Raw genomic sequence first — 25,673 nt, 5'->3', positions numbered from 1 at the left:
GGCGCGCATTGTATACCTCATGCTTTGCCGCGCGCACCGTGACCTCGCTCAATGGTTAATAAGCTGCCCGGTAGATTTTCTCGATATCAGCGGCGCTGAGCTTGCGCGGATTGTTGCGCATCAGCCGCTCGATCCCCGCCGCTTCTACCGCCATGGCCGGGATCGCATCTTCAGGCACACCGAAGCTGCGCAGGCCGGACGGAATCTCGACTGCGGCACACAGTCGCGTCATCGCATCGACGGCCTGGTCGGCGGCATCCACCGCACTCAAACCCGTGATATTCACGCCCATGGCCTCGGCTATCTCCTGCATGCGCTCCACACACGCCAGCTTGTTCCAGTGCATCACGTAGGGCAGCAGCAAGGCATTGCTTACGCCGTGGGCGATGTTGAAACGCCCGCCCAACGGGTAGGCCAACGCATGCACCGCGCCCACGCCGGCATTCCCGAACGCCATCCCGGCCATCAGGCTGGCGGTGGCCATGTCGTCCCGGGCCTCAAGGTTGGCGGGGTTGGCGTAGGCCTTGGGCAACGCCTTGGCAATCAGTTTGATCGCCCCGATGGCCAGTGCATCGGTGATCGGCGAGGCATTCAGCGACAGGTAGGATTCGATGGCGTGCACCAATGCGTCCACCCCACTGGCGGCGGTGACGCTGCGGGGGCAAGTCAGGGTCATCTGCGGGCTGATCAGGGCCACGTCCGGCAGCAGGTAATCGCTGACGATGCCTTTTTTCAGTTGCGCGACCTTGTCCGACAGAATCGCCACGTTGGTCACCTCCGAACCGGTGCCGGCCGTGGTGGGAATCGCGATCAGCGGCGGGCCTTTGCGCGGCACCTGGTCCACGCCGAACAGGTCGGCCAGGGCGCCATGGTAACCGGCGTAGGCCGCCACGCTCTTGGCGATGTCGATGGCACTGCCGCCGCCGACGCCGATCAGGCCGTCATGCCCGCCTTCGCGGTAGACGCGCATGCAGTCCTCGACGATGGCGATTTCCGGGTCGGGCAGCACGCGGTCGAAAATCTCGTAGGTCCGTTCGCCCAGGTGTTCCAGCGCCAGCGCCACGGTGCCGGACTTGACCAGTGCCGCATCGGTGACAATCAGCGGGTTGTCGACATCCAGCCGCGTCAGCTCGGCGGCCAGTTGCTCGATGGCGCCTGGGCCGGTGAGCAGTTTGTGGGCGATCTTGAATGAGGAAGTACTCATGTGCGCGGCCTCTTATCAGTTATGGGCTGGCACAAGATTAGCTGACTTGGGCTGGTTGTCTTGCATTCAGCTACTGAATAGACACAAACCCAATGTGGGAGCGGGCTTGCTCGCGAAGGCGGTAGGCCAGTCGATATCTCTGTTGACTGACACACCGCCTTCGCGAGCAAGCCCGCTCCCACATTTTGATCTCTGTTTGGCTTTAGACCTGGGCCGTACGCAGTTTCTCGCTGCGCCCGCGCAGCCATTCCAGGGTCAGCAACAGCACCACCGAGAAGGCAATCAGCAAGGTGGCCGCGGCGGCAATGGTAGGGCTGAGGTTTTCACGGATGCCGCTGAACATCTGCCGTGGCAAGGTTGCCTGCTCGGGCCCGGCAAGGAACAGCGTCACCACCACTTCATCGAACGAGGTGGCAAAGGCGAACAGCGCCCCGGAGATCACCCCCGGGGCAATCAATGGCAAGGTCACCCGACGAAACGCCGTCAGCGGTGACGCGCCCAGGCTGGCCGCCGCCCGCACCAGGTTATGGTTGAACCCCTGCAAGGTCGCCGACACGGTGATGATCACAAACGGCACGCCCAGCACCGCGTGCACCACGATCAGCGAGAAGAAGCTGTTGCCCAGGCCCAGCGGCGCGAAGAACAGGTAACTGGCCACACCGATAATCACCACGGGCACTACCATCGGCGAAATCACCAGGGCCATCACCAGCGCCTTGCCGGGAAAGTGCCCCCGGGTCAGGCCAATCGCCGCCAGCGTGCCGAACACCATCGCCAGCACTGTAGCCGCCGGAGCCACGATGATGCTGTTCTTCAGGGCGCGCATCCATTCCGCCGAACCGAAGAAATCCTGGTACCAGTGCAGCGAGAAACCTTGCAGCGGGTAAACCAGGAAACTTCCACTGTTGAACGACAGCGGGATGATCACCAGCACCGGCAAGATCAGGAACAACAGGATCAGGCCGCAGAGGATCCGCAAGCTGTAGAACCAGACCCGTTCCACGGGCGACATATAAGGGCTCAGCATCGCAACGGTCTCCTTAGCTCAGGCGCAGGCGGCTGGCGCCCACCAGCCAGTTGTAGATCAGGTACAGCACCACGGTGGCCAGCAGCAACAAGCCGCCCAAGGCCGTGGCCATGCCCCAGTTGATGCTGGTGTTGGTGTAGAAGGCCACGAAGTAGCTGACCATCTGGTCGTTCGGGCTGCCCAGCAAGGCCGGGGTGATGTAGTAGCCAATCGCCAAAATGAACACCAACAGGCAGCCGGCACCAACGCCTGCGTAGGTCTGCGGGAAGTACACGCGCCAGAAGCTGGCGAATGGGTGGCAGCCCAGGGAGATTGCCGCCCGCATGTAGGTGGGCGAGATGCCTTTCATCACGCTGTAGATCGGCAAGATCATGAAGGGCAGCAGAATGTGCACCATGGAGATGTAGACCCCCAGCCGGTTGAACACCAACTCGACGGGTTTATCGATCAGCCCCATGCCCATCAGCGCGCTGTTGATCAAGCCGCCGGACTGCAGCAACACGATCCAGGCCGCCACGCGCACCAGCACCGAGGTCCAGAACGGCAGCAGCACCAGGATCATCAGCAAATTGCTTTGCCGCGCCGGCAAGTTGGCCAGCAGGTAAGCCAACGGATAGGCCAGCAGCAGGCAGCACACGGTGATGACCAGGCCCATCCAGAACGTACGGGCGAAGATATCGAGGTAGATCGCCTGGTCCGGGGTGGCCGGGGCGATTTCGCCGAGGTCGTCGATGCGGTGATCGACGGCGGCCAGCAAGTAGTATGGCGTGAGGCTGCTGGTGTTACGCCGGATCGCCTGCCAGTACGCCGGGTCGCCCCAGCGTTCGTCGAGGTTTTCCAGCGCTTCTTTATAGGAGGCAGGCGCTTCGGTGAACGGCAGCGCCCGCGCGGTTTTCGTCAGCAGGCTGCGATAGCCCGCCAGCTCCATGTTCAAGCGTTTGGAGAGGTCGCCCAGGGTCGAGTTTTTCCGGGCTTCGCCCAAGTCCTCGCTGATGGCCTGGTACACCGGCTCGCCAGGCAAGCCACGACCGTCCCAGGCCGTCACCGCCACCACCGTGCGCGGCAGGCCGCCCACCACTTCCGGGTTGCCGACGCTTTTGTAGAGCAGCGCCACAATCGGTACCAGGAACACCAGCAGCAAAAACACCACCAATGGCGCGATCAGGGCCTGGGCCTTCCAGCGGTTGAGCCGCTCGGCACGCGCCAGGCGCTGTTTCAGGGTGGGGCTGGGAATGGCGAGGGCCATGGCGAACTCCGGGTTCTTAAACATGAATGCAAAACGTGGGTGTGGCGCTTGTCCTATGGCGAGGGAGCTTGCTCCCGCTGGGGTGCGAAGCGGCCCCCAAAGATGGGACTGCTGCGCAGTCCAGCGGGAGCAAGCTCCCTCGCCACAAGGTGGGTGTCACATCAGCGACCGGGTTACTTGGCCGCCCACGCGTTAAAGCGCTGCTCCAATTGCTCACCGTTATCCGCCCAGAAGCTCACGTCGATCTGCACCTGATTGGCGATGTTTTCCGGGGTAGTCGGCATATCCTTCAGGATGTCCTTCGCCAGCAACGGTACCGCCTGGGTATTGGCCGGGCCGTAGGCGATGTTTTCCGAATAGGTCTTCTGCTGCTGCGGCTGCACCGAGAAGGCGATGAACTTCTTCGCCGCGTCAGCACGGTCCTTGGCCAGGCCTTTTGGAATGGCCCAGGCGTCGAAATCGTAGATCCCGCCGTTCCACACCACTTTCAAATTGCTTTCTTTCTGCACGGCAGCGATCCGGCCGTTGTAGGCAGAACTCATCACCACGTCGCCAGAAGCGAGGTACTGCGGCGGTTGGGCGCCCGCTTCCCACCACTGGATATACGGCTTGAGCTCATCGAGCTTCTTGAACGCACGGTCCTGGCCATCTTTGCCGGCCAGCACCTTGTACACATCCTTCGGCGCCACACCGTCAGCCATCAAGGCGAATTCCAGGGTGTACTTGGCGCCCTTGCGCAGGCCGCGTTTGCCCGGGAATTTCTTGGTGTCCCAGAAATCGGCCCAGCCGCCTGGCGGTGCTTTCAGTTTGTCGGCGTTGTAGGCCAGCACCGTGGACCACACGAAGAAACCCACGCCGCACGGCTGGATCGCGCCCTTCACGTAGTCGCCCGGGTTGCCGAACAGTTTCGGGTCCAGGGGCTCGAACATGTCTTCGTCACAGCCACGGGACAGTTCCGGCGACTCCACTTCCACCAGGTCCCAGGACACGCTCTTGGTGTCGACCATGGCCTTGACCTTGGCCATTTCACCGTTGTATTCGCCGGCGACGATCTTGCCGTTGCCCGCGCTTTCCCACGGTGCATAGAAGGCCTTGACCTGCGCCGCCTTGTTCGCGCCACCAAAGGACACCACCGTCAAATCAGGGCCTGCCATGGCCTGTGTCGCGCCCATCAAGCTCAGAGCCAGGGCGGAATATTTCAGGGATCTCAACATTGTTGTTCTCTCCACGTGCGAGGTTGGTGAAGCAAGGGGGCGATCAATTCGCCTCTAGAAGTGGGTCGAGTGCGCGAACGTGCTCGACTTGCCAGCCAATCGGTACCACGTCGCCGACCGCCAAGGCTGTGTCCAGCTCGGCGATCGGTTGTTTCACAAAAAAATCGGTCTTGCCACAGACTTCCAGGCGCACCCGCACGTGGTCGCCCAGGTAGATGAACTCGGCCACGCGCCCGGAGAAACGGTTGACGCAGCTTTCACTGGAGCCATTCAGGCTGACGCGCTCGGGGCGCACCGACAGGGTCACCGGGCCGCCGACCTGGCCGACGTTCACCGCCAGCGCCTCGACCTTTTCGCCGCGCGCCAGCTCGACCACGCAGCGGTCGCCGGTGTGGCTGTGCAGGCGGCCATTGAGGCGGTTGTTCTCGCCGATGAAGTTGGCGACGAAGGTGTTTTTCGGTTCTTCGTACAAGGTGCGCGGGGCAGCGATCTGCTGGATCTCGCCCTGGTGGAACACCGCCACCCGGTCGGACATGGTCAGTGCTTCGCCCTGGTCGTGGGTCACGTACACCACCGTCACGCCGAGGCGCTGGTGCAGGTGCTTGATCTCCATCTGCATGTGTTCGCGCAGTTGCTTGTCGAGGGCGCCGAGGGGTTCGTCCATCAGCACCAGCTGTGGCTCGAACACCAGCGCCCGGGCCAGGGCCACCCGCTGCTGCTGGCCACCGGAGAGTTGCGCCGGGTAGCGCTGGGCGAAGGCATCGAGCTGGACCATGCTCAGTACACGCTTGACCCGCTCGCTGATGTCGGTCTTGCTCAGGCCGCGTACAGAGAGCGGAAACGCCAGGTTCTCGGAGACGGTCATGTGCGGGAACAGCGCGTAGTTCTGGAACACCATGCCGATGTCGCGCTTGTGGGGCGGCACGTTGTTGATGGAGCGGCCGGCCAGCTGGATCTCGCCGGCGGTGGGGGTTTCGAAACCGGCGAGCATCATCAGGCTGGTGGTCTTGCCCGACCCGGACGGCCCGAGCAGGGTCAGGAACTCGCCCTTGCGAATCTCCAGGTTGAGGTCTTTGACGATCAGGTTCTCGCCGTCGTAGCTCTTCTGCACGCCACGAAAGCTGACCAGCACATCATTTGAATCCACCTCGCTCATACCCGCACCTTTTTGTTTTGGACTGCCATGGAGCAAGCGTAGTCCAGCCGCCAGCCCGCGGAAATCGGGGGGCCGGAGAGATTGGCATCAGCCGGATGGAAGGTTTGGGGTAGGGATCGCCCTACACGGATGGCGGGCACAGGACAGTGCGACAGCTACAGGTGGCAGGAACGGGTCTGCCGGGGCCTGGGAGTGGTCGCGAATAGATATGCGGTTATAGAAGCTTATGCTCCATGGCGTACTTCACCAGTTCCGCCAGGGAGGTGATATTGAGCTTTTGCATCAAGCGCGCCTTGTGGGTGCTGATGGTTTTGCTGCTCAAGGCCAACTGCTGGGCGATGTCATTGACGTTGGCGCCTTGGGCCAAACGCTCGAATACCGAGAACTCGCGCTCCGACAGCAATGAATGCAATGGGCGCGAATCGGTCAGGCCGACTTCGAAGACCATGCGGTCTGCCAGGTCCGGGTCGATATACCGCCCGCCCGCCGCGACCTTGCGGATCGCCGTCAGCAGCAGCGCCGGGTCACTGTCCTTGGTGGCGTAGCCTGCGGCACCGACCTTCAGCGCACGGGCGGCCATTTGCGCTTCGTCGTGCATCGACAGCACCAGGATCGCCGGGGGATTGTTCAGCGCACGGATCCGCGGGATGGCTTCCAGGCCGTTGACGCCGGGCATCGAGATGTCCAGCAACACCACCTCGCAGGGCACGTGGCGCAGGGTTTCCAGCAACTGCTCGCCATTGCTCGCCTCGCCCACCACCAGCAAGTCCTTGGCCAGGCCGATCAGTTGCTTGATGCCTTCGCGAACGATGGTGTGGTCTTCAGCTACCAGTACACGGATCACTGTGGATGTCCTCTTCTTTTGGTTATCAATCCAGCGGCACCGTCACACTCAGGGTGGTGCCTTCGCCCAATGCGCTGTCCAGGCTCAACTGCCCGCCCATGATCAGCACCCGCTCGCGCATGCCCACCAGGCCAAACGATACCGGGCGCCCGGGGGCCTGGACGAAACCTGCACCGTCGTCGCTGATGGTCAGGCGCAAGTGCGCGCCCTCCACCACCAGCGTCAGCTCGACAGTATGCGCCTGGGCATGGCGCATCACATTGGTCAGTGCCTCTTGCAGGATGCGGAACAGGCCGATGGCCTTGGCGTCGCTCAGCGCCGGCAGATTATCCGGCACCTGCACCAGGCACGGAATCTGCGTGCGGGCCTCGAAACGCCGGGCTTGCCATTCGATTGCCGAGGCAATCCCGGCGTCGAGAATCGGCGGGCGCAGGGCAGTAGCCACGTCGCGCACCAGTTGGAACAGTTGGGCGATCAGGCGCTTCATGCTGTTCAGCCGCTCGTGCAGGCCAGGATCCAGTTGCGCGTAGGTCAGCTCGCACATCGAGGTTTCCAGCTTGAGCACGGTGAGCATCTGTCCCAACTCGTCGTGCACTTCCCGGGCGATGCGGGCCTTCTCTTCCTCGCGCACGGTTTCCAGGTGGGCCGACAATTCCCGCAATTGCGCGCGGGAGGCGTCCAGCTCCAGCTCGATGCGCTTGCTCTCGCTGATGTCCCAGACAATTCCGTCCCAAACCACGGCGCCGTCTTCCAGGCGCCGGGTCACGGCCTTGATATCGGCCCAGCGCTGCTCGCCCAGGCGGGTCAGGATGCGGCCCTGCCAGGCCCAGTTGCTCTCGGTCTCGATGGCCTGGTCCTGGGTGCGGTGATAACTGGCGCGGTCGTCGGGATGCACCAGGCTGCGAATGCCCATGGCCGGATGGCTGAGCACTTCCGGCGCGTAACCCACCAGGCGCTCGCTGCCCTGACTGATGTAGGCGAACTCGATCGCCTCGCTGCGCGGCAAGCGCTCCAGGCGAAACACCAGCCCCGGCACATTGGCGGCGATCCCTTGCAGCCGCGCCTCACTTTCCTGCAACGCCGCGAGGGCCCGGCGACGCTCGGTGACATCGTTGAGGTAGACCACCAGGTACTCGCCGTCGGCAAAGCGCAGGAAACTCAGGGACACATCGGCTGGCAATACGCTGCCATCGGCGCGCAGGCAACTGGTGGCAAAACTCTGTGGCCCGTCTTCGCTGGCCCGGGCGCGCTTCCACAGGTTGAGCCAGCGGTCCATGGTCAGCGTCGGGTCGAACTCGATCAGCGGGCGTTCGATCAGGGCGCCGGGGGCGTAGCCGAGCATGGTTTCCGCCGCCTGATTGGCGTAGCGCACATGGCTGTCCCAATTGACCCAGAGGATACCGACGGTGCTTTGGTCGATGGAGAACTGGGTCAGGCGCAAGGCTTCGGCACCCGCGGCGCGGGCGGCGCTTTCTTCGCGGGCGGCCAGCAGATTGTGCTCCAGGCCGCGTTGCTGGCGGCGCTGCCAGAACACCACGGCCAGGCTGGCGAGCAATAGCAGGCCCAGCAGCAACGTGAGGTTTTGCCAGAAGCCGGGGGACTCGGTCACCCGTGGGTATTTGGGCTGCAGCCAGCGGCTGTGCAACTGGTCCAGATCACGAGCGGGAATCGCGCGCAAGCCGCTTTGCATGATATCGGCCAGCTCGGGCCAGTCGCGCCGTGTGGCCACCCGCAGCAATTGCGGCAGGCCGATATCGCCGACCACGGCAAGGCCGGCGAACTCGGTTTCGCCCGACAACCGGCTCAATTGCGCCTCATCCACCACTGCATACCGCGCCTGCTGACTCACCAGTAATTGCAGGGCCTGGCGCTCCATGGGCACGCCTTGCAGGTTGAGGCTCGGGTAGGTGCTGCGCAGGTAATCCGCCACTGCGCTGGGCATGCGCACGGCGACGCGGGATTGGTCGTCGAGTTTCTCCAGGTCGACTGCGGTGCTGCCATCACGAACCCCGACAATGTGCTGGGGCACGCGCATATACGGATCGGAGAACAACCACAGGCGCAGGCCGGCCGGGGTTTGCAGCAGGCCGGGGGCGAGGTCGACCTCGCCGTCACGCACCGCCGCCTCCAGTTGCTCCTGATTGGGAAAGTTGCGCCAGGTCAGTTCGATATTCAGCGCCTTGGCCAGCCACTGCATCAATTCGACATTGGCCCCGGACAGCCGCTGCAAGCGCCGATCGTATTGGGCATAAGGCGCCTGTAACACCAGCCCGACCCGCAGGTCGGGATGCTGTTCGAGCCATTCGCGCTGGGCGGCATCGAGCTGCGCCTGATGAGTGGAAGGCGCAGGCACGGCGCCCGCGATCAAGGGAAAGCATATACAGCCGATAACCAGCAGGTAGCGAAAACCCATGATCCACGTCTCATATCACTGACAAATACTGACCAACCCATTAGGCTGCCGGAATCACTTCTGGCCGGAAATCAACGATGCCACTTTCCCACCGCTCGGCACTGCCAGCATTGTGCCTGTCGCTGCTGTTTACCAGCGCCTTTTGTGTCGAGGCCGCCGACACTCCCGCTCCCGCCCCGGAAAAGCCAGTGGTGCGCCAGCCCTTGCCGGAGCGCAGCCAGGAAGAAGCCAACGCCCTGGAACGACAAATCCCGCAGCAGGAACAACAACAGTTGCAGGCGGGCAGCGATTCTTTCCTGGCTTTGTGGAAGCCGGCCAACAGCGGTGAGCCTGAAGGCGTGGTGATTATCGTCCCGGGCAACGGCGAAAGTGCTGACTGGCCTCAAGCAATCGCGCCGTTGCGCAAGAAATTGCCGGACGCCTCCTGGGGCACCCTGAGCTTGTCGCTGCCGGACCTGACCCTGGACACCTTGCCACCCCGCGTCATCGAATCGCCCAAGGCGACCGTGGAGACCAGCAGCAAAGACGCCAGCACCGTCGCCAAACCCGTGGAGCAAGCCGCCAGCGCCGAAGCGGAAGGCACTGACCCGGCCGTGGTTCCCGGCACCGATGAACAAGACAAGACCGACACCACGCGAATCTTCGCGCGCATTGACGCCGCCCTCGCCTTCGCCCAGACCCAGAATGCCCGCAGCGTCGTATTGCTCGGCCACGGCACCGGCGCCTGGTGGGCCGCGCGTTACCTGAGTGAAAAACAACCGGCGCAGGTGCAGAAATTTGTCATGGTGGCCGCGCAGACCCCGGCGGGCCGTGCCCCGGACCTGCAACAACTGGCACCGAAACTGAAGCTGGCCACGGCAGACTTTTTCTACCAGGACAACGCCCAGGCACGCAAAGCGGCCCAGGAACGTTCCCAGGCCAGCAAGCGTTTGAAGAATGACAGCTACAAGCAGGTGTCGTTGAAGGCCTTCCCCGATAACAGCCAGGCAGGGCAAGAGCAGCTGTACCGGCGGATTCGCGGGTGGCTGAGCCCGCAAAATCCCGGAGACTGATCGCCGCTGTTGAAACGGATAAAAATCAACTGTGGGAGCTGGCTTGCCTGCGATACAGGCAACTCGGTTTCACTGATGCACCGAGGTGATGCCATCGCAGGCAAGCCAGCTCTCACAGTCAGCGAAAATCTCGTCTTTCGCGAATCAGCGCGTAAGCGTTGTGCAGCTCGCGGGTGCGCTCGGTCGCCTCGCGCACTTGTGCGGGGCTGGCGCCACTGCCGGCAATCTTGTCCGGGTGGTGCCGGCTGAGCAGGCGCCGGTAGGCACGCTTGATCACCGCGGGCTCCGTCGTCGACGTCACCCCCAGAATCCGCAACGCCTCCTGATAAGCCCCGCCACGATTGGCCAACGGCTTGCGCTCCGGCTCATAGTCAGCCGCCAGCGCCTGGATCTGCTGGACCGTCCAACCCAGCCATTTGCCCCATTGTTCAATCAACTCGCGCTCGGCCGTACTGGCCTTGCCGTCCGCCCAGGCCATGCGCCAACAGGCACGCAGCACACCTTCCGCCGCATGGGGCTGGGCCTTGAGCACGCCCAGATAACTGCGTACCCGGTCCGAGCCGGACTTGCCGCGATTGAACGCGGCAATCGCACGGCGCTGGGCCGGCTCGGCCATGTCCAGCGAGCGCATTTCCTGGCGCGCCTGCTGGATATGCCCGTCCACCACCCGGCCGTTGCTCTTGGCCAGGCGGCCAAGCAACACGAACAGCAACTCGTCATTGCGCAGCGCCGCCCGACCGCCAAGGCGCTCGCGTAACTGGGCCCAACTTTGCAGTTCCAGGCGCCGGTCCAGCGCCTGGCCCAGCAGTGCGCCCAACATGGCCCCCGGAATGCTGGCAATGGCAAAGCCCGCCCCGGCTCCGATCAGAGTCCCTGGCCACAACATCCTAGTGCCCCGCTGTCAGCAGGGTTTCGACTTGCGCCAGACGCTCCAGCGTCCCGACATCGATCCAGCGTCCGTTCATGTGTTCCCCCGTCACCAACCCTTTCGCCATGGCGTCACGCAACAGCGGCGCCAGCTTGAAGGCACCCGCACTGCAACCCGCGAACAGCTGGGGGTGGAGTACGGAAATGCCACTGAAGGTCAGGTTATCGGCACCGGCGGCGGCATCATGAAGCGCGCCGTCCTTCAGGTAGAAATCACCACCGGACGGATGGTGCGGCGGGTTGTCGACCATCACCAGGTGGGCCAGCCCATCCAGTGGCTGGTGGAGGCTGGCGAAGTCGTAGTCGGTCCAGATGTCGCCATTGACCACCAGGAACGGTTCGTCCCCCAGCAGCGGCAAGGCCTTGAAGATCCCGCCGCCGGTTTCCAGCGGCTCGCCTTCGGCCGAGTACTGGATGCGTACGCCGTACTGCGAGCCATCGCCCAGATAGCCTTCGATCTGCTGGCCAAGCCACGCATGGTTGATGACGATCTCGGTAAAGCCCGCTTTCGCCAGCGCCTCGAGGTGGTACTCGATCAGGCGCTTGCCGCCGGCCTGGATCAGCGGCTTGGGCGTGTGCAAGGTCAGCGGGCGCATCCGCTCACCTTTGCCGGCGGCCAGGATCATGGCCTTCATACCACCGCCTCGACGCGCAGGCTCGCCAGCAATTCACCCAGTTCGCTCAACTCTGGCCGGTCCACGAGCACCGCTTCTATATACGCAAAGAAGCGCGACACGTCCGCCAGGTAGCGCGGCTTGCCATCGCGGTGGCAGATGCGCGCAAAGATGCCGATCACCTTGAGGTGACGCTGCACGCCCATCAGGTCGCTGGCCCGCAGGAACTCCTCGAAGTCCGCCTGCACCGGGATACCCAGCGCGCCGGCGCGCTGCCAGTAACCGCGCTGCCATTCCCGCACGCGGGCCTGCGGCCAACTGAGGAAGGCGTCCTTGAACAGGCACGTGATGTCGTAGGTCACCGGGCCGTAGACCGCATCCTGGAAGTCCAGCACGCCGGGATTCGGCTCGCTGATCATCAGGTTGCGCGGCATATAGTCGCGATGCACCAGGACCTTGGGCTGGGCCAGGGCGCTGTCGATCAGGTGTTCGCTGACGCGTTGCCACAGGCCAAGCTGCCGGGCGTCGAACTCGATGCCCAACTCCCGGCGAACGTACCATTCAGGAAACAATTCCAGCTCCCGACGCAACAGCGCGACGTCATAACTGGGAAATGGGGCGTCCATCGGCAATTGCTGGAAAGCCAACAATGCGTCTATGGCATCGGCGAACAATTGATCGGCATTTTCAGCCGTAATCACGTCCAGATAAGTTTTTTTCCCCAGGTCGTTAAGCAAAAGAAAGCCGCGAAGCAGATCTTGCGCATAAATTTTCGGAACATTTATTCCCGATTGACCGAGTAAATGAGCGATATCGACGAAAGGTTTGCAGTTTTCCTGGGGGGGTGGAGCGTCCATCACGACAAAACTGCGACCTCCTCCCTCCCACCGGAAGTAACGCCTGAAACTCGCGTCACTGCTGGCCGCAGTCAACGTGGCCGGGGGTACGACACCCCAGCCCTGGGTGGTAAAGAGGCCTGGCAATTGCTCATCAAGCCAGACTTTCAGCTGTTGCAAACGTAGATCTTGGTCGGGCATTACAAGGGTCTCCGACGGCGCTAGCCGTCAAGCGGGTCATGCTTTATTATCACGCATCTTTTTCAGACCATCGAGAGGCGTGCGGCCCACACCGCGGGCAGATGGCACGCAGGAAGCCCGGACTAATAAGATGGCATTGAAATCCCCCGCGTTTCGTAGAAAATTTCCGTTGCTGGTAACCGGCAGTCTGCTGGCCATGCAACCTTTCGCCACCTCATTCGTGGTCGCCGCGGAACAGTATGACTGCTCAGTCTCTGCTTCGGGTGCCTGGGATTGCGCGCCGAAAACGGCCGCAGCCCCGCTGCCACCGCGCCCGGTGCATGACGGCAGTGCCGTCAGCTCTGCCAGTGGCACGCCGCAAGGCGAGTCCGGCGGCACCGCCGAGGCCGTGCCGCAGACCGCTCTGGTCACCGAAGCCAAGGGCCGCGGCCTGCGTTCGCGCAGCGCCGACTACAGCCACCTGGACTGGGTCCCTCGCGAGAAGCTCACCGCCGCACAACTGGCCGAGACCGGCCCGTACTGCTCCGGCGCGTACATCGAGCCGATCCGTCCTGGCATGAACGACAAGACGAACAAGAGCGACGCGCCGACCTTCATCGGCGCCAAGGTCTCTCGTTACGAGCAGGAACAACAAGTTGCTTCCCTGGCCGGTGACGTCGTCATGCGCCAGGGCAGCATGCAGGTCGAGGCCGACGAGGCCAACCTGTACCAGGCCGAGAACCGTGGCGAGCTGAACGGCAACGTCCGTCTGCGCGACAACGGTGCCCTGCTGGTGGGCGACCACGCTGAAGTCCAACTGGACACCGGCGCCGCCAAGGTCGACAACGCCGAATACGTGATGCACAAATCGCGCATCCGCGGTAACGCGCTCTACGCCAAGCGTGCCGAGAACGCGATCATCCGTCTCAAGGACGGTACGTACACCACCTGCGAGCCGAACAGCAACGCCTGGCAGCTCAAGGGCAACAACATCACGCTCAACCCGGCCACCGGTTTCGGTACCGCGACCAACGTGACGTTGCGGGTCAAGGACATTCCGATCCTTTACACCCCGTATATCTATTTCCCGATCGACAACCGTCGTCAATCCGGCTTCCTGCCGCCGAGCTTCAGCACCGGTAGCGAGACTGGCTTTACCCTGGTTACGCCGTACTACTTCAACCTGGCGCCAAACTACGACGCCACGTTGTACCCGCAATACATGACCAAGCGCGGCCTGTTGATGGAAGGCGAATTCCGCTACCTCACCAAGTCCAGCGAAGGCCAGTTTGGCGGCGCGTACCTGAACGATGATAACGACGAGCGCAAAAACCAGACCGACTACGAAAAAACCCGCTACATGCTCAACTGGCAGCACAAGGGCGGTCTGGATTCACGCCTGCTGACACAGGTCGACTACACCAAGATCAGCGACCCGTATTACTTCCAGGACCTGAAGTCGTACCAGATTGGCGTTCAGAGCCAGGAATACGTCAACCAACAGGGTTCCGTAAGCTATCGCGGCGACAGCTATACGGCGCGATTGAACGTCCAGGCTTATCAGCTGGCGACTATCTCCAATATTACGCCTTACAACAGGCTGCCCCAGCTCACGTTCAACGGCACGCTGCCATATCATCCAGCCGGTCTGGAGTTTGCCTACGAGACTGAAGCAGTCAGGTTCGAACGAGACCTTGAGAACGGCACGTTTACCGACGAGGACGGCCTTACATCTGACCGACTCGATAAAAACGTAGCCGGCCTGAACCGTGCGAACGGTAACCGTCTGAACCTGGCACCTAGCGTCTCGCTGCCACTGAACTGGACCTACGGTTTCATCACGCCGAAATTGAAGTACGTTTACACCAAGTACGATCTGGACTTGGACAGCATCGGCAAGAATGACCTGGTCACCAATCGCCTTGGCTCCTCCTCGCTTGGCGAGAGCTTCAAAAGCTCTGAGGACCGTGCAGTACCGATTGCCAGTATCGATAGCGGCCTTTACTTTGACCGCAATACCCAATGGTTCGGCGACAACTATCGTCAAACCCTGGAACCACGCTTGTTCTACCTCTATGTACCTGAGAAAGATCAAACCGACATTCCGGTATTCGACACCAGCGAGACAACGTTTAACTACTCATCGCTGTTCCGCGACAACCGCTTTGTCGGAAGCGACCGTATCGGCGACGAGAACAAACTGTCCCTCGGCGTGACCAGCCGCTGGATTCAGGACAACGGTTTCGAGCGTCAACGCGTCTCCATCGGCCAGGCCCTGTACTTCAAGGATCGCGAAGTCCAGTTGCCAGGTATTGATGCCAAGACCCGCGACGATGCGCATTCGAACGTCTCGCCTATCGCACTGGATTACGAGTTCCGCTTCAACCGCGACTGGCGCGCTACTGCAGACTATAACTGGGACACCGACAGCCACAGCCCACGCTCCGGCAGCGCGATGTTCCACTATCAGCCGGAAGACAACCCGAACAAGGTTATCAACGTCGGCTACCGCTATCGCAATGACCAGGTCGTCTACAACCAGTCGACCGGCAAGTGGCAGTTCGGCGGCGACTATGGCACTCCGGGCACCGACAACTTCGTGAAGGATTACTACAAAATCCAGCAACACGACTTCTCGATGATGTGGCCGATCATTCCGCAGTGGAACCTGATCACCCGCTGGCAGTATGACTATGCCCGCAACCGCACCCTGGAAGCCTTTGGTGGTTTCGAGTACGACAACTGCTGTTGGAAACTGCGTGTGATCAACCGTTACTGGGTCTCCAACGACGAATACACCCAGGCTGCCCCGCTGAACGAAAAGGGTGACCACGGGCTCTTCTTCCAAGTTGTCCTCAAAGGACTCGGCGGCCTGACCGGCGCCAAGGTAGAGAGCTTCCTCGACAAAGGCATTGAAGGTTATCGTGAACGTGAAGACCAAGCTTTCTGATTGTCTGCGCCCGCTGATGCTGGGCGCGCTGTTCCTGGGTACCGCCGCAGCTCACGCTGCGGTTCAACCGCTGGATAAGGTAGTGGCCATCGTCGATAACGACGTGATCATGCAGAGCCAACTGGACCAACGGGTCAAGGAAGTTCAGCAAACCATCGCCAAGCGTGGCGGCGGCGTACCGCCGACCAGCGTGCTGGACCAGCAGGTGCTTGAACGCCTGATCGTTGAAAACCTGCAACTGCAGATCGGCGATCGCTCCGGTATCCGTATCAGCGACGAAGAATTGAACCAGGCTGTCGGCACCATCGCCCAGCGCAACAACATGAGTGTTGATCAGTTCCGCGCCGCCCTGGCTCACGACGGCCTGTCCTATGAGGACGCCCGTGACCAGATTCGCCGGGAAATGATCATCAGCCGTGTACGTCAGCGTCGCGTGGCCGAACGGATTCAGGTGTCCGAGCAGGAAGTGAAGAACTTCCTCGCCTCCGACCTTGGCAAGATGCAGCTTTCCGAAGAACTGCACCTGGCCAACATCCTGGTGCCTACGCCCGACAGCGCCAACGCTGAACAGCTCAATGCTGCTGCAGCGAAAACCCAGGCTATCTATGACCGTCTCAAGCAAGGTGCCGACTTTGCCCAGATGGCCATTGCCCAGTCCGGCAGCGACAACGCCCTCGAAGGCGGTGACATGGGCTGGCGTAAAGCCGCGCAACTGCCACCACCGTTCGACCGCGAGCTGAGCGCCATGGAAGTTGGTGGCATCACCCAGCCTGCCCGTACGCCTGGCGGTTTCATCATCCTCAAGTTGCTCGGCAAGCGCGGTGGCGAAGAAGCCCAGATGAAGGACGAAGTTCACGTTCGTCACATCCTGGTCAAGCCAAGCGAGATCCGTACCGAAGCCCAAACCAAGGAACTGGCCCAAAAGCTCTATGACCGCATCGAAGCGGGCGAAGACTTCGGCGAACTGGCGAAGAGCTATTCCGAAGACCCGGGTTCGGCGCTTAACGGCGGCGATCTGAACTGGATCGATCCGAAGGCACTGGTTCCAGAGTTCCAGGACGTCATGGCCAAGACCCCGCAAGGCGTGCTGTCCAAGCCGTTCAAGACCCAATACGGCTGGCATGTGCTGGAAGTCCTTGGCCGTCGCGCCACTGACAACACCACCCAGGCCCGCGAGCAGCAAGCCCTGACCGTACTGCGTAACCGCAAATACGACGAAGAGCTGCAAACCTGGCTGCGTCAGATCCGTGACGAAGCCTACGTAGAGAACAAGCTTCCTGGTGCCGACCAAACAGGCACCGACCAGGCAGCCCAGTGACACCCAAGCGTTTCGCACTGACACCCGGCGAGCCGGCCGGCATTGGTCCTGACCTGTGCCTGCTGCTCGCCTCGCACCCCCAGCCACACCCCCTGATTGCCATTACCAGCCGCGACCTGCTCATTGAGCGGGCCGCGCAGTTGGGTGTGGTTGTCGATCTGCTGCCGGTGGGCCCGGGCAACTGGCCTGATCTGCCGGCACCGGCCAACAGCCTGTACGTATGGGATACCCCGCTGGCGACCAAGGTCGTGACCGGGCAACTGGACAAGGCCAACGCTGCCTTCGTCCTGGAAACCCTGACCCGTGCCGGCCAAGGCTGCATCGACGGGGATTTTGCCGGGATGATCACCGCCCCGGTACACAAGGGTGTGATCAACGAATCAGGCATCGCCTTTTCCGGACATACCGAATTCCTCGCTGAGCTGACCCATACCGAACAAGTGGTGATGATGCTGGCAACGGGCGACCTGCGGGTGGCGCTGGTGACCACTCACCTGCCCCTGCGCGAGATTGCCGACGCCATTACCCCCGAGCGACTGGAGCGTGTCACACGCATTCTGCACGCCGACCTGCAACAGAAATTCGGCATCGCCCAACCACGCATCCTGGTCTGTGGGCTCAACCCCCACGCCGGTGAAGGTGGCCACCTGGGCCATGAAGAAATCGACATCATCGAACCAACCCTGGAGCGTCTGCGCCTTGAAGGCATGGACCTGCGCGGCCCATTGCCTGCCGACACTCTGTTTACCCCCAAATATCTGGAGCACTGCGACGCAGTGCTGGCGATGTACCATGACCAGGGCCTGCCCGTGCTGAAGTACAAAGGCTTCGGCGCCGCGGTCAACGTGACACTGGGCCTGCCGATCATCCGCACCTCCGTCGACCATGGCACCGCCCTGGACCTCGCAGGCAGCGGCAAGATCGATACCGGCAGCCTGCACGTGGCCCTGGAAACCGCCTATCAGATGGCCGAGACCCGTATATGACCGAGCATTACCAACACCGGGCGCGCAAGCGTTTCGGGCAAAACTTCCTGCACGACGCTGGCGTGATCGATCGCATCCTGCGTTCCATCCATGCCAAGCCCGAAGACCGCCTGCTGGAAATCGGCCCGGGCCAGGGCGCCCTGACCCAAGGCCTGCTGAAAAGCGGCGGCCAGTTGGACGTGGTTGAGTTGGACAAGGACCTGATCCCGATCCTCAACCAGCAGTTCGCCGGCATGCCCAATTTCAACCTGCACCAGGGCGACGCGCTGAAGTTCGACTTCACCAGCCTCAATGCAGCGCCCAACAGCCTGCGGGTGGTCGGCAACCTGCCGTACAACATCTCCACCCCGCTGATTTTTCACCTGCTGAACAACGCCGGCATCATCCGCGACATGCACTTCATGCTGCAAAAGGAAGTGGTCGAGCGCCTGGCAGCGGGTCCTGGAGGCGGTGACTGGGGTCGCCTGTCGATCATGGTTCAGTACCATTGCCGCGTAGAGCACCTGTTCAACGTCGGACCTGGCGCGTTCAACCCGCCGCCGAAAGTCGACTCCGCCATCGTGCGCCTGGTGCCTCACGCGGTGTTGCCACACCCGGCCAAAGATCACAAGTTGCTGGAGCGCGTGGTGCGCGAAGCCTTCAACCAGCGCCGCAAGACCTTGCGCAATACGCTGAAGGCCTTGCTCAGCAACGCTGAAATCGAGGCCGCCGGCGTCGACGGCAGCCTGCGCCCTGAGCAGCTGGACCTGGCCGCCTTCGTGCGCCTGGCTGACCAGCTCGCCATTCAGCCTATGCCAGTGGCTGAATAAATAGTAGGCGCCGGCTTGCCGGCGATGGCGCACTCACGATCGCCATCGCTGGCAAGCCAGCGCCTACGGGCCTAGACTGACCGGCATCCGCTGTTCCCCCGCTTTTGCTTTTAAGGCCTCTTGCATGTCCGATCCTCGTTATCAGATCGACGTCAGCGTCGTCACCCGCTTTCTGGCGGAACAATCGCAACCCGAGCAGAACCGCTTTGCGTTCGCCTACACCATTACCGTGCAAAACAACGGCGAGCTGCCTGCCAAGCTGCTGTCGCGCCACTGGGTCATCACCGACGGTGACGGCCAGGTCGAGGAAGTACGCGGCGCCGGCGTGGTCGGCCAACAACCGCTGATCGCCCCAGGCAAGAGCCACACCTACAGCAGCGGCACTGTCATGACCTCCCGTGTCGGCAACATGCAAGGCAGCTACCAGATGCTCGCCGACGACGGCAAACACTTCGACGCCATCATCGCCCCGTTCCGCCTCGCGGTGCCTGGAGCCCTGCACTGATGGCGACGTATGCCGTCGGCGACCTGCAAGGCTGCCTGGAACCGCTCAAGTGCCTGCTCGAGCGTGTGGCTTTCGACCCGGCCAAGGATCGCCTGTGGCTGGTGGGCGACCTGGTCAACCGTGGCCCGCAATCCCTGGAAACCCTGCGCTTCCTTTACGGCATGCGCGACTCCCTGGTGTGCGTACTGGGCAACCATGACCTGCACTTGCTGGCCGCCGGCAATAACATCGGGCGCCTGAAAAAGGGCGATACCCTGCGGGAAATCCTCGAAGCGCCGGATCGCACCGAGCTGCTTGACTGGCTGCGCCGGCAAAAACTCATGCACTACGACGAGAGCCGCGACACCGCCTTGGTGCATGCGGGCATTCCACCGCAGTGGACGCTGAAGAAAGCCCTCAAGTGCGCGAGTGAAGTCGAAGCAGCCCTGGCCGATGACAACCTGTACACCGCTTACCTGGATGGCATGTACGGCAACGAACCCGTTAAGTGGGACAACGAACTGACCGGCGTCGCGCGCCTGCGGGTGATCACCAACTACTTCACCCGCATGCGTTTTTGCACCGCCGAAGGCAAGCTGGACCTCAAGAGCAAGGAAGGCGCCGACACCGCCCTCCCCGGCTATAAGCCCTGGTTCGCCCACAAGGAGCGCAAGACCCGCGAAACGAAGATCATCTTCGGCCACTGGGCAGCCCTGGAAGGCAAGTGTGATGAACCTGGCGTGTTCGCCCTCGACACCGGCTGCGTATGGGGCGGCGCCATGACCCTGATGAACATCGACACCGGCGAGCGCTCAAGCTGCCAGTGCGACTCCCCCGTTCCCGAACAACTGCAGGCCACGGCAAAGCGCTGAGCCGCGCTTTCATACAGGCCAAAGGAGCCCGCCATGACTGAATTCAAACGTATCCCTCCCGAGCAAGCCCAGGCCCTGCGCGAGCAAGGCGCGGTGGTTGTCGACATCCGCGACCAGCCGACCTACATCGCCGGCCATATCAGTGGCGCCCAGCACCTGGACAACCACAACATCGCCGACTTCATCCGCGCCGCCGACCTCGACGCGCCGGTCATCGTGGCGTGCTACCACGGCAACTCCAGCCAAAGCGCCGCCGCCTACCTGGTGAGCCAGGGCTTCTCCGACGTCTATAGCCTCGACGGTGGCTTTGAGCTATGGCGTGCGACCTATCCTGCAGAAATTGCCGCAGGCGACGCGCAATAATTTTTTTCAAACCCCGCTATCCCGCGTGACGCTTGGCCTCGCGCCGTTTCTGACGAACGGCGCGGCCAAACTAATTTCGTATCGCGCCTTGACCTCCCGGATTCCGAACTATCCTTAAGCGCAGGCCATCCAAAACAGGGGAGAGCCGGTACACCGGCGTGCGGGTCATCGGTAGCGTTTCAGGGTGTTCTGGGGGGAAAACGGCCATTGGTGTCCACCAATGGCTGCCAGCATCGACTGATTGATCCGGCGTCGGCTCCACGTATCGAGCGAGGTGACGACGTCATGAGTATTTTTAGCCACTTCCAACAACGCTTCGAGTCCACCCGCCAGGAAGAGCTCTCGCTTCAGGAGTATCTCGAACTGTGCAAAAAGGACCGCAGCGCCTACGCGTCTGCCGCTGAACGCCTGCTGTTGGCGATCGGCGAGCCGGAACTGGTGGACACCGCAGCCAATTCGCGCTTGTCGCGGATTTTCTCGAACAAGGTGATCCGTCGCTACCCGGCCTTTGAAGACTTCCACGGTATGGAAGAATGCATTGACCAGATCGTCTCGTATTTCCGCCATGCCGCCCAAGGCCTGGAAGAGAAGAAACAGATCCTCTACCTGCTCGGCCCCGTCGGCGGCGGCAAGTCGTCCCTGGCCGAAAAACTCAAACAACTGATCGAGAAGGTGCCGTTCTACGCCATCAAGGGCTCGCCGGTGTTCGAGTCGCCCCTGGGGCTGTTCAACGCCACGGAAGATGGCGCGATCCTCGAAGAAGACTTCGGTATTCCACGGCGCTACCTCAATACCATCATGTCGCCCTGGGCGACCAAGCGCCTGGCCGAATTCGGCGGCGACATCAGCCAGTTCCGGGTGGTGAAGCTCTATCCCTCGATCCTCAACCAGATTGCCGTGGCCAAGACCGAACCGGGTGACGAGAACAACCAGGACATCTCGGCACTGGTGGGCAAGGTCGATATCCGCAAACTCGAAGAATTCCCGCAGAACGACGCCGATGCCTACAGCTACTCAGGCGCACTGTGCCGGGCCAACCAGGGCCTGATGGAGTTCGTGGAGATGTTCAAGGCACCGATCAAGGTGCTGCACCCACTGCTTACCGCCACCCAGGAAGGTAACTACAACAGCACCGAAGGCCTGGGGGCGATTCCATTCACCGGGATCCTGCTGGCCCACTCCAACGAATCGGAATGGCACACCTTCCGCAACAACAAGAACAACGAAGCCTTCATCGACCGGATCTATATCGTCAAGGTGCCGTACTGCCTGCGGGTCAGCGATGAAATCAAGATCTACGACAAGCTGCTGTTCAACAGCTCCCTGGCCAAGGCTCATTGCGCGCCTGACACCCTGAAGATGCTGGCCCAGTTCACCGTGTTGTCGCGCCTCAAGGAGCCGGAAAACTCCAACATCTACTCGAAGATGCGGGTGTATGACGGCGAAAACCTCAAGGACACCGATCCGAAGGCCAAGTCGATCCAGGAGTATCGCGACACCGCCGGCGTGGATGAGGGCATGAACGGCCTGTCGACACGTTTTGCGTTCAAGATCCTGTCCAAGGTCTTCAACTTCGACCCGCACGAAATCGCCGCCAACCCGGTGCACCTGCTCTACGTGCTGGAACAGCAGATCGAACAGGAACAATTCCAGGCCGAAACCCGAGAGCGCTACCTGCGATTCCTCAAGGAGTACCTGGCACCGCGCTACATCGAGTTCATCGGCAAGGAAATCCAGACCGCGTACCTGGAGTCCTACAGCGAATACGGCCAGAACATCTTCGACCGCTACGTGCTGTACGCAGACTTCTGGATCCAGGACCAGGAATACCGCGACCCGGAAACCGGCGAGATTCTCAACCGCGTAGCCCTCAACGAGGAACTGGAAAAGATCGAAAAACCCGCCGGCATCAGCAATCCGAAGGATTTCCGCAACGAAATCGTCAACTTCGTGCTGCGCGCCCGGGCCAACAACAACGGCAAGAACCCTACCTGGCTCAGCTACGAGAAGCTGCGGGTGGTCATCGAGAAGAAAATGTTCTCCAACACCGAGGATCTGCTGCCGGTCATCAGCTTCAACGCCAAGGCCAGCAAGGAGGATCAGCAAAAACACAACGACTTCGTCACTCGCATGGTCGAGCGTGGCTACACCGACAAACAGGTACGACTGCTCTCCGAGTGGTACTTGCGGGTCCGCAAATCGCAGTAAGGCAGCGACAAGCGTGCAATGCCAGGCTCCCGGTGCGCCGGTCAGCCTGGCAATCGACCGCTTGTCTTTAAGCTTCCAGCTTGCCGCTTGAAGCTTGTAACTTGAAGCTGCCCGGAGGGCTCCTGCATGAGCTATGTGATCGACCGACGTCTCAATGGCAAGAACAAGAGCACGGTAAACCGCCAGCGGTTCCTGCGGCGTTACCGTGACCACATCAAAAAGGCCGTCGAAGAGGCCGTCAGCCGCCGTTCCATCACCGATATGGAGCATGGCGAACAGATCAGCATCCCCGGACGCGACATCGATGAACCGGTGCTGCACCACGGCCGGGGCGGCAAACAGACTGTCGTGCATCCCGGCAACAAGGAATTCACCAGCGGCGAACATATCCAGCGGCCTCAAGGCGGTGCGGGCGGCAAAGGGCCGGGCAAGGCCGGCAACTCCGGCGAAGGCATGGATGAGTTCGTGTTCCAGATCACCCAGGAAGAATTCCTGGAATTCATGTTCGAAGACCTGGAACTGCCCAACCTGGTCAAACGCAACCTGACCGGTACCGACACTTTCAAGACCGTGCGCGCCGGGATCAGCAACGAAGGCAATCCGTCTCGGATCAACATCATCCGCACCCTGCGTTCAGCCCATGCGCGACGTATCGCCTTGTCTGGCAGCAGCCGCGCGAAGCTGCGGGATGCCAAGGCGGAACTGGAGCGCCTGAAACGCGAAGAGCCGGACAACTTCGGCGATATCCAGGAAATCGAAGCCGAAATCGCCAAACTCAGTGCGCGAATCCATCGCGTGCCGTTTCTCGACACCTTCGACCTGAAGTACAACCTGCTGGTCAAGCAACCCAATCCCAGTTCCAAGGCGGTGATGTTCTGCCTGATGGACGTGTCCGGCTCCATGACCCAGGCGACCAAGGACATCGCCAAGCGCTTCTTCATCCTGCTGTATCTGTTTCTCAAGCGTAACTACGACAAGATCGATGTGGTGTTCATCCGCCATCACACCAGCGCCAGGGAAGTCGACGAGGAGGAATTCTTCTACTCGCGGGAAACCGGCGGCACCATCGTCTCCAGCGCCTTGAAGCTGATGCAGGAAATCATGGCCGAACGCTATCCGGCCAACGAGTGGAACATCTACGCCGCCCAGGCTTCCGACGGCGACAACTGGAACGACGACTCGCCGATCTGCCGCGACATCCTGATCAACCAGATCATGCCGTTCGTGCAGTACTACACCTACGTCGAAATCACCCCGCGCGAGCATCAGGCCCTGTGGTTCGAATACGAGCGCATCAGCGAAGCCTTCGCTGACACCTTCGCCCAGCAACAATTGGTCTCGGCCGGCGATATCTATCCGGTCTTCCGTGAACTCTTCCAGCGCAGGTTAGTGACATGACCGCCAAAGAGCATAAGCGCCAACCCATATCCACGGGGTCCGAATGGACCTTCGAACTCATCCAGGCCTATGACCGGGAAATCAGCCGCATCGCGGCGGGTTATGCCCTGGATACCTACCCCAACCAGATCGAAGTGATCACCGCCGAACAGATGATGGATGCCTATGCGTCCGTGGGCATGCCCCTGGGCTATCACCACTGGTCCTACGGCAAACACTTCCTCAGCACTGAAAAGTCCTACACCCGCGGCCAGATGGGCCTGGCCTACGAAATCGTCATCAACTCCGACCCGTGCATCGCCTACCTGATGGAAGAAAACACCATCTGCATGCAGGCGCTGGTGGTGGCCCACGCGTGCTACGGGCATAACAGCTTCTTCAAGGGTAACTACCTGTTCCGCACCTGGACCGATGCCAGCTCGATCATCGATTACCTGGTATTCGCCAAGCAATACATCATGCAGTGCGAGGAGCGCCACGGCATCGATGCGGTGGAAGACCTGCTGGACTCCTGCCATGCCCTGATGAACTACGGCGTCGACCGCTATAAACGCCCGTATCCGATTTCCGCCGAAGAAGAACGGCTGCGCCAGAAGGACCGTGAAGAGCATCTGCAAAAGCAGATCAACGACCTGTGGCGCACCATTCCCAAACGCGCCGGCAAGAACAACGACAAGGACAATGCGCGCTTCCCCGCCGAACCTCAGGAAAACATCCTGTATTTCATCGAAAAGCACGCGCCATTGCTGGAGCCCTGGCAGCGGGAAATCGTGCGGATCGTGCGCAAGATTGCCCAGTACTTCTACCCACAACGCCAGACCCAGGTGATGAACGAAGGCTGGGCCACGTTCTGGCACTACACTCTGATGAACGACCTGTATGACGAAGGCCTGGTCACCGACGGTTTCATGATGGAGTTCCTGACGTCCCACACCAGTGTGGTCTTCCAGCCGGGCTTCGACAGCCCCTACTACAGCGGTATCAACCCGTATGCATTGGGCTTTGCGATGTACCGCGATATCCGGCGCATGTGCGAGCACCCCACCGAAGAAGACCGCCGCTGGTTCCCGGAGATTGCCGGCAGCGATTGGTTGTCGACCATCAAGTTCGCCATGAGCAGCTTCAAGGATGAGAGCTTCATCCTGCAGTACCTGTCCCCCCAGGTGATTCGAGACCTCAAGCTGTTCAGCATCATGGACGACGACCTCAAGGACGATCTGCTGGTGCCCGCCATTCATGACGAGCCGGGCTATCGCACCATCCGCGAAACCCTCGCGGCGCAGTACAACCTGGGCAACCGCGAACCCAATGTGCAGATCTACAGCATCGACGTACGCGGCGACCGCTCGCTGACCCTGCGCCACCAGCAGCACGACCGCAAACCGCTGGGAGAGTCCACTGAGGAGGTTCTCAAGCACCTGCACCGGCTGTGGGGGTTCGATATCCACCTGGAGACGCTGCAAGGCGACCAGGTGATGAAAACCCACCATGTTCCGCCCCGCAACGAACACGGCGACAACGATTACGGCCGCCTGGACCTGGCAGTCGTGCATCTGTGAAACGGCAAAGCCT

Annotated in this window: 21 protein-coding genes; 11 read left to right on the top strand and 10 right to left on the bottom strand. The window is 61.5% G+C overall.

Features of this window, described 5'->3' with window-relative positions; genetic code table 11:
* Nucleotides 1–55 precede the first annotated feature (55 nt).
* From HX811_RS16180 to HX811_RS16150, 7 genes are all read right to left on the bottom strand, one after another.
* Entirely contained in the window at nt 56–1,204 is a 1,149-nt protein-coding gene (locus tag HX811_RS16180) for an iron-containing alcohol dehydrogenase (protein ID WP_003210968.1), read from the bottom strand.
* Nucleotides 1,205–1,406: 202 nt separating this feature from the next.
* Nucleotides 1,407–2,231, bottom strand: coding sequence for an ABC transporter permease (locus HX811_RS16175; RefSeq protein WP_003210970.1), 825 nt, complete (start codon nt 2,229–2,231; stop codon nt 1,407–1,409).
* 13 nt (nt 2,232–2,244) lie between these two features.
* Nucleotides 2,245–3,477 carry an ABC transporter permease gene (locus HX811_RS16170; protein ID WP_003210972.1) on the bottom strand — a complete coding sequence of 411 codons (1,233 nt, stop codon included), beginning with the start codon at nt 3,475–3,477 and terminating at the stop codon, nt 2,245–2,247.
* 173 nt (nt 3,478–3,650) lie between these two features.
* Nucleotides 3,651–4,691, bottom strand: coding sequence for an ABC transporter substrate-binding protein (locus tag HX811_RS16165; RefSeq protein ID WP_010167251.1), 1,041 nt, complete (start codon nt 4,689–4,691; stop codon nt 3,651–3,653).
* A 43-nt stretch (nt 4,692–4,734) separates the two neighbouring features.
* The gene (locus tag HX811_RS16160) at nt 4,735–5,847 is read right to left on the bottom strand and encodes an ABC transporter ATP-binding protein (RefSeq protein ID WP_003210974.1); all 1,113 of its coding nucleotides are present in this window, start codon (nt 5,845–5,847) and stop codon (nt 4,735–4,737) included.
* Nucleotides 5,848–6,061: 214 nt separating this feature from the next.
* On the bottom strand, nt 6,062–6,691 hold the full coding sequence (locus HX811_RS16155) for a response regulator transcription factor (protein WP_003210977.1): 630 nt from the start codon (nt 6,689–6,691) through the stop codon (nt 6,062–6,064).
* Between the two features lie 25 nt (nt 6,692–6,716).
* Nucleotides 6,717–9,104, bottom strand: coding sequence for a PAS domain S-box protein (locus tag HX811_RS16150; RefSeq protein ID WP_177046531.1), 2,388 nt, complete (start codon nt 9,102–9,104; stop codon nt 6,717–6,719).
* 77 nt (nt 9,105–9,181) lie between these two features.
* On the opposite strand from HX811_RS16150, the gene HX811_RS16145 reads away from it, so the two are divergent.
* A complete protein-coding gene (locus HX811_RS16145; RefSeq protein WP_087694721.1) occupies nt 9,182–10,156 on the top strand; it encodes an alpha/beta hydrolase family protein in 975 nt (324 codons plus the stop codon).
* 118 nt (nt 10,157–10,274) lie between these two features.
* Here the strand turns inward: HX811_RS16145 and HX811_RS16140 are convergent, their stop codons facing one another.
* Genes HX811_RS16140 through HX811_RS16130 form a run of 3 tightly spaced genes read right to left on the bottom strand, consistent with a single transcriptional unit; the run spans nt 10,275 to nt 12,734 of the window.
* Nucleotides 10,275–11,042, bottom strand: a complete 768-nt coding sequence (locus HX811_RS16140; protein WP_177046530.1) for a TerB family tellurite resistance protein — start codon at nt 11,040–11,042, stop codon at nt 10,275–10,277.
* A gap of 1 nt (nt 11,043) precedes the next feature.
* Nucleotides 11,044–11,718 (bottom strand): N-acetylmuramate alpha-1-phosphate uridylyltransferase MurU, encoded by a 675-nt coding sequence (gene murU / locus HX811_RS16135; protein ID WP_177020667.1) that lies wholly within the window; start codon nt 11,716–11,718, stop codon nt 11,044–11,046.
* Nucleotides 11,715–12,734, bottom strand: coding sequence for an aminoglycoside phosphotransferase family protein (locus HX811_RS16130; protein ID WP_177046529.1), 1,020 nt, complete (start codon nt 12,732–12,734; stop codon nt 11,715–11,717). The genes murU and HX811_RS16130 overlap by 4 nt, the downstream gene beginning before the upstream one ends.
* A gap of 130 nt (nt 12,735–12,864) precedes the next feature.
* Between HX811_RS16130 and HX811_RS16125 the strand changes: the two genes are divergently transcribed.
* From HX811_RS16125 to HX811_RS16080, 10 genes are all read left to right on the top strand, one after another.
* Nucleotides 12,865–15,663, top strand: a complete 2,799-nt coding sequence (locus HX811_RS16125) for an LPS-assembly protein LptD (RefSeq protein WP_102604411.1) — start codon at nt 12,865–12,867, stop codon at nt 15,661–15,663.
* The gene (locus HX811_RS16120) at nt 15,644–16,981 is read left to right on the top strand and encodes a peptidylprolyl isomerase (protein WP_003210991.1); all 1,338 of its coding nucleotides are present in this window, start codon (nt 15,644–15,646) and stop codon (nt 16,979–16,981) included. Before HX811_RS16125 ends, HX811_RS16120 begins: the two co-directional genes overlap by 20 nt.
* Nucleotides 16,978–17,967, top strand: coding sequence for a 4-hydroxythreonine-4-phosphate dehydrogenase PdxA (pdxA, locus tag HX811_RS16115; RefSeq protein WP_177046528.1), 990 nt, complete (start codon nt 16,978–16,980; stop codon nt 17,965–17,967). Before HX811_RS16120 ends, pdxA begins: the two co-directional genes overlap by 4 nt.
* Entirely contained in the window at nt 17,964–18,776 is an 813-nt protein-coding gene (gene rsmA, locus HX811_RS16110) for a 16S rRNA (adenine(1518)-N(6)/adenine(1519)-N(6))-dimethyltransferase RsmA (RefSeq protein ID WP_177046526.1), read from the top strand. Before pdxA ends, rsmA begins: the two co-directional genes overlap by 4 nt.
* Before the next feature lie 124 nt (nt 18,777–18,900).
* The gene (gene apaG, locus HX811_RS16105) at nt 18,901–19,281 is read left to right on the top strand and encodes a Co2+/Mg2+ efflux protein ApaG (RefSeq protein WP_003210996.1); all 381 of its coding nucleotides are present in this window, start codon (nt 18,901–18,903) and stop codon (nt 19,279–19,281) included.
* Nucleotides 19,281–20,132, top strand: a complete 852-nt coding sequence (locus HX811_RS16100) for a symmetrical bis(5'-nucleosyl)-tetraphosphatase (protein WP_177046525.1) — start codon at nt 19,281–19,283, stop codon at nt 20,130–20,132. Before apaG ends, HX811_RS16100 begins: the two co-directional genes overlap by 1 nt.
* Nucleotides 20,133–20,165: 33 nt before the next feature.
* Nucleotides 20,166–20,495 (top strand): thiosulfate sulfurtransferase GlpE, encoded by a 330-nt coding sequence (glpE, locus tag HX811_RS16095; protein WP_003210998.1) that lies wholly within the window; start codon nt 20,166–20,168, stop codon nt 20,493–20,495.
* A 285-nt stretch (nt 20,496–20,780) separates the two neighbouring features.
* Nucleotides 20,781–22,703 carry a PrkA family serine protein kinase gene (locus HX811_RS16090; RefSeq protein ID WP_003210999.1) on the top strand — a complete coding sequence of 641 codons (1,923 nt, stop codon included), beginning with the start codon at nt 20,781–20,783 and terminating at the stop codon, nt 22,701–22,703.
* Between the two features lie 126 nt (nt 22,704–22,829).
* Nucleotides 22,830–24,101 carry a YeaH/YhbH family protein gene (locus HX811_RS16085; RefSeq protein ID WP_003211000.1) on the top strand — a complete coding sequence of 424 codons (1,272 nt, stop codon included), beginning with the start codon at nt 22,830–22,832 and terminating at the stop codon, nt 24,099–24,101.
* Entirely contained in the window at nt 24,098–25,660 is a 1,563-nt protein-coding gene (locus tag HX811_RS16080; protein ID WP_003211001.1) for a SpoVR family protein, read from the top strand. The genes HX811_RS16085 and HX811_RS16080 overlap by 4 nt, the downstream gene beginning before the upstream one ends.
* Nucleotides 25,661–25,673 lie beyond the last annotated feature (13 nt).

The organism is Pseudomonas sp. F8002 (assembly GCF_013385495.1).
In the GTDB taxonomy this organism is placed as follows: domain Bacteria; phylum Pseudomonadota; class Gammaproteobacteria; order Pseudomonadales; family Pseudomonadaceae; genus Aquipseudomonas.
This window is presented reverse-complemented; position numbering and strand designations above follow the sequence as displayed.

Coding starts and splice junctions, on each gene's coding strand:
- HX811_RS16125 (WP_102604411.1), top strand. CDS start 12,865: ATGGCATTGAAATCCCCCGCGTTTCGTAGAAAATTTCCGTTGCTGGTA.
- HX811_RS16140 (WP_177046530.1), bottom strand. CDS start 11,042: ATGTTGTGGCCAGGGACTCTGATCGGAGCCGGGGCGGGCTTTGCCATT.
- HX811_RS16175 (WP_003210970.1), bottom strand. CDS start 2,231: ATGCTGAGCCCTTATATGTCGCCCGTGGAACGGGTCTGGTTCTACAGC.
- glpE (WP_003210998.1), top strand. CDS start 20,166: ATGACTGAATTCAAACGTATCCCTCCCGAGCAAGCCCAGGCCCTGCGC.
- HX811_RS16085 (WP_003211000.1), top strand. CDS start 22,830: ATGAGCTATGTGATCGACCGACGTCTCAATGGCAAGAACAAGAGCACG.
- HX811_RS16100 (WP_177046525.1), top strand. CDS start 19,281: ATGGCGACGTATGCCGTCGGCGACCTGCAAGGCTGCCTGGAACCGCTC.
- HX811_RS16090 (WP_003210999.1), top strand. CDS start 20,781: ATGAGTATTTTTAGCCACTTCCAACAACGCTTCGAGTCCACCCGCCAG.
- HX811_RS16145 (WP_087694721.1), top strand. CDS start 9,182: ATGCCACTTTCCCACCGCTCGGCACTGCCAGCATTGTGCCTGTCGCTG.
- rsmA (WP_177046526.1), top strand. CDS start 17,964: ATGACCGAGCATTACCAACACCGGGCGCGCAAGCGTTTCGGGCAAAAC.
- HX811_RS16150 (WP_177046531.1), bottom strand. CDS start 9,104: ATGGGTTTTCGCTACCTGCTGGTTATCGGCTGTATATGCTTTCCCTTG.
- HX811_RS16170 (WP_003210972.1), bottom strand. CDS start 3,477: ATGGCCCTCGCCATTCCCAGCCCCACCCTGAAACAGCGCCTGGCGCGT.
- HX811_RS16160 (WP_003210974.1), bottom strand. CDS start 5,847: ATGAGCGAGGTGGATTCAAATGATGTGCTGGTCAGCTTTCGTGGCGTG.
- HX811_RS16165 (WP_010167251.1), bottom strand. CDS start 4,691: ATGTTGAGATCCCTGAAATATTCCGCCCTGGCTCTGAGCTTGATGGGC.
- HX811_RS16180 (WP_003210968.1), bottom strand. CDS start 1,204: ATGAGTACTTCCTCATTCAAGATCGCCCACAAACTGCTCACCGGCCCA.
- murU (WP_177020667.1), bottom strand. CDS start 11,718: ATGAAGGCCATGATCCTGGCCGCCGGCAAAGGTGAGCGGATGCGCCCG.
- HX811_RS16130 (WP_177046529.1), bottom strand. CDS start 12,734: ATGCCCGACCAAGATCTACGTTTGCAACAGCTGAAAGTCTGGCTTGAT.
- HX811_RS16080 (WP_003211001.1), top strand. CDS start 24,098: ATGACCGCCAAAGAGCATAAGCGCCAACCCATATCCACGGGGTCCGAA.
- apaG (WP_003210996.1), top strand. CDS start 18,901: ATGTCCGATCCTCGTTATCAGATCGACGTCAGCGTCGTCACCCGCTTT.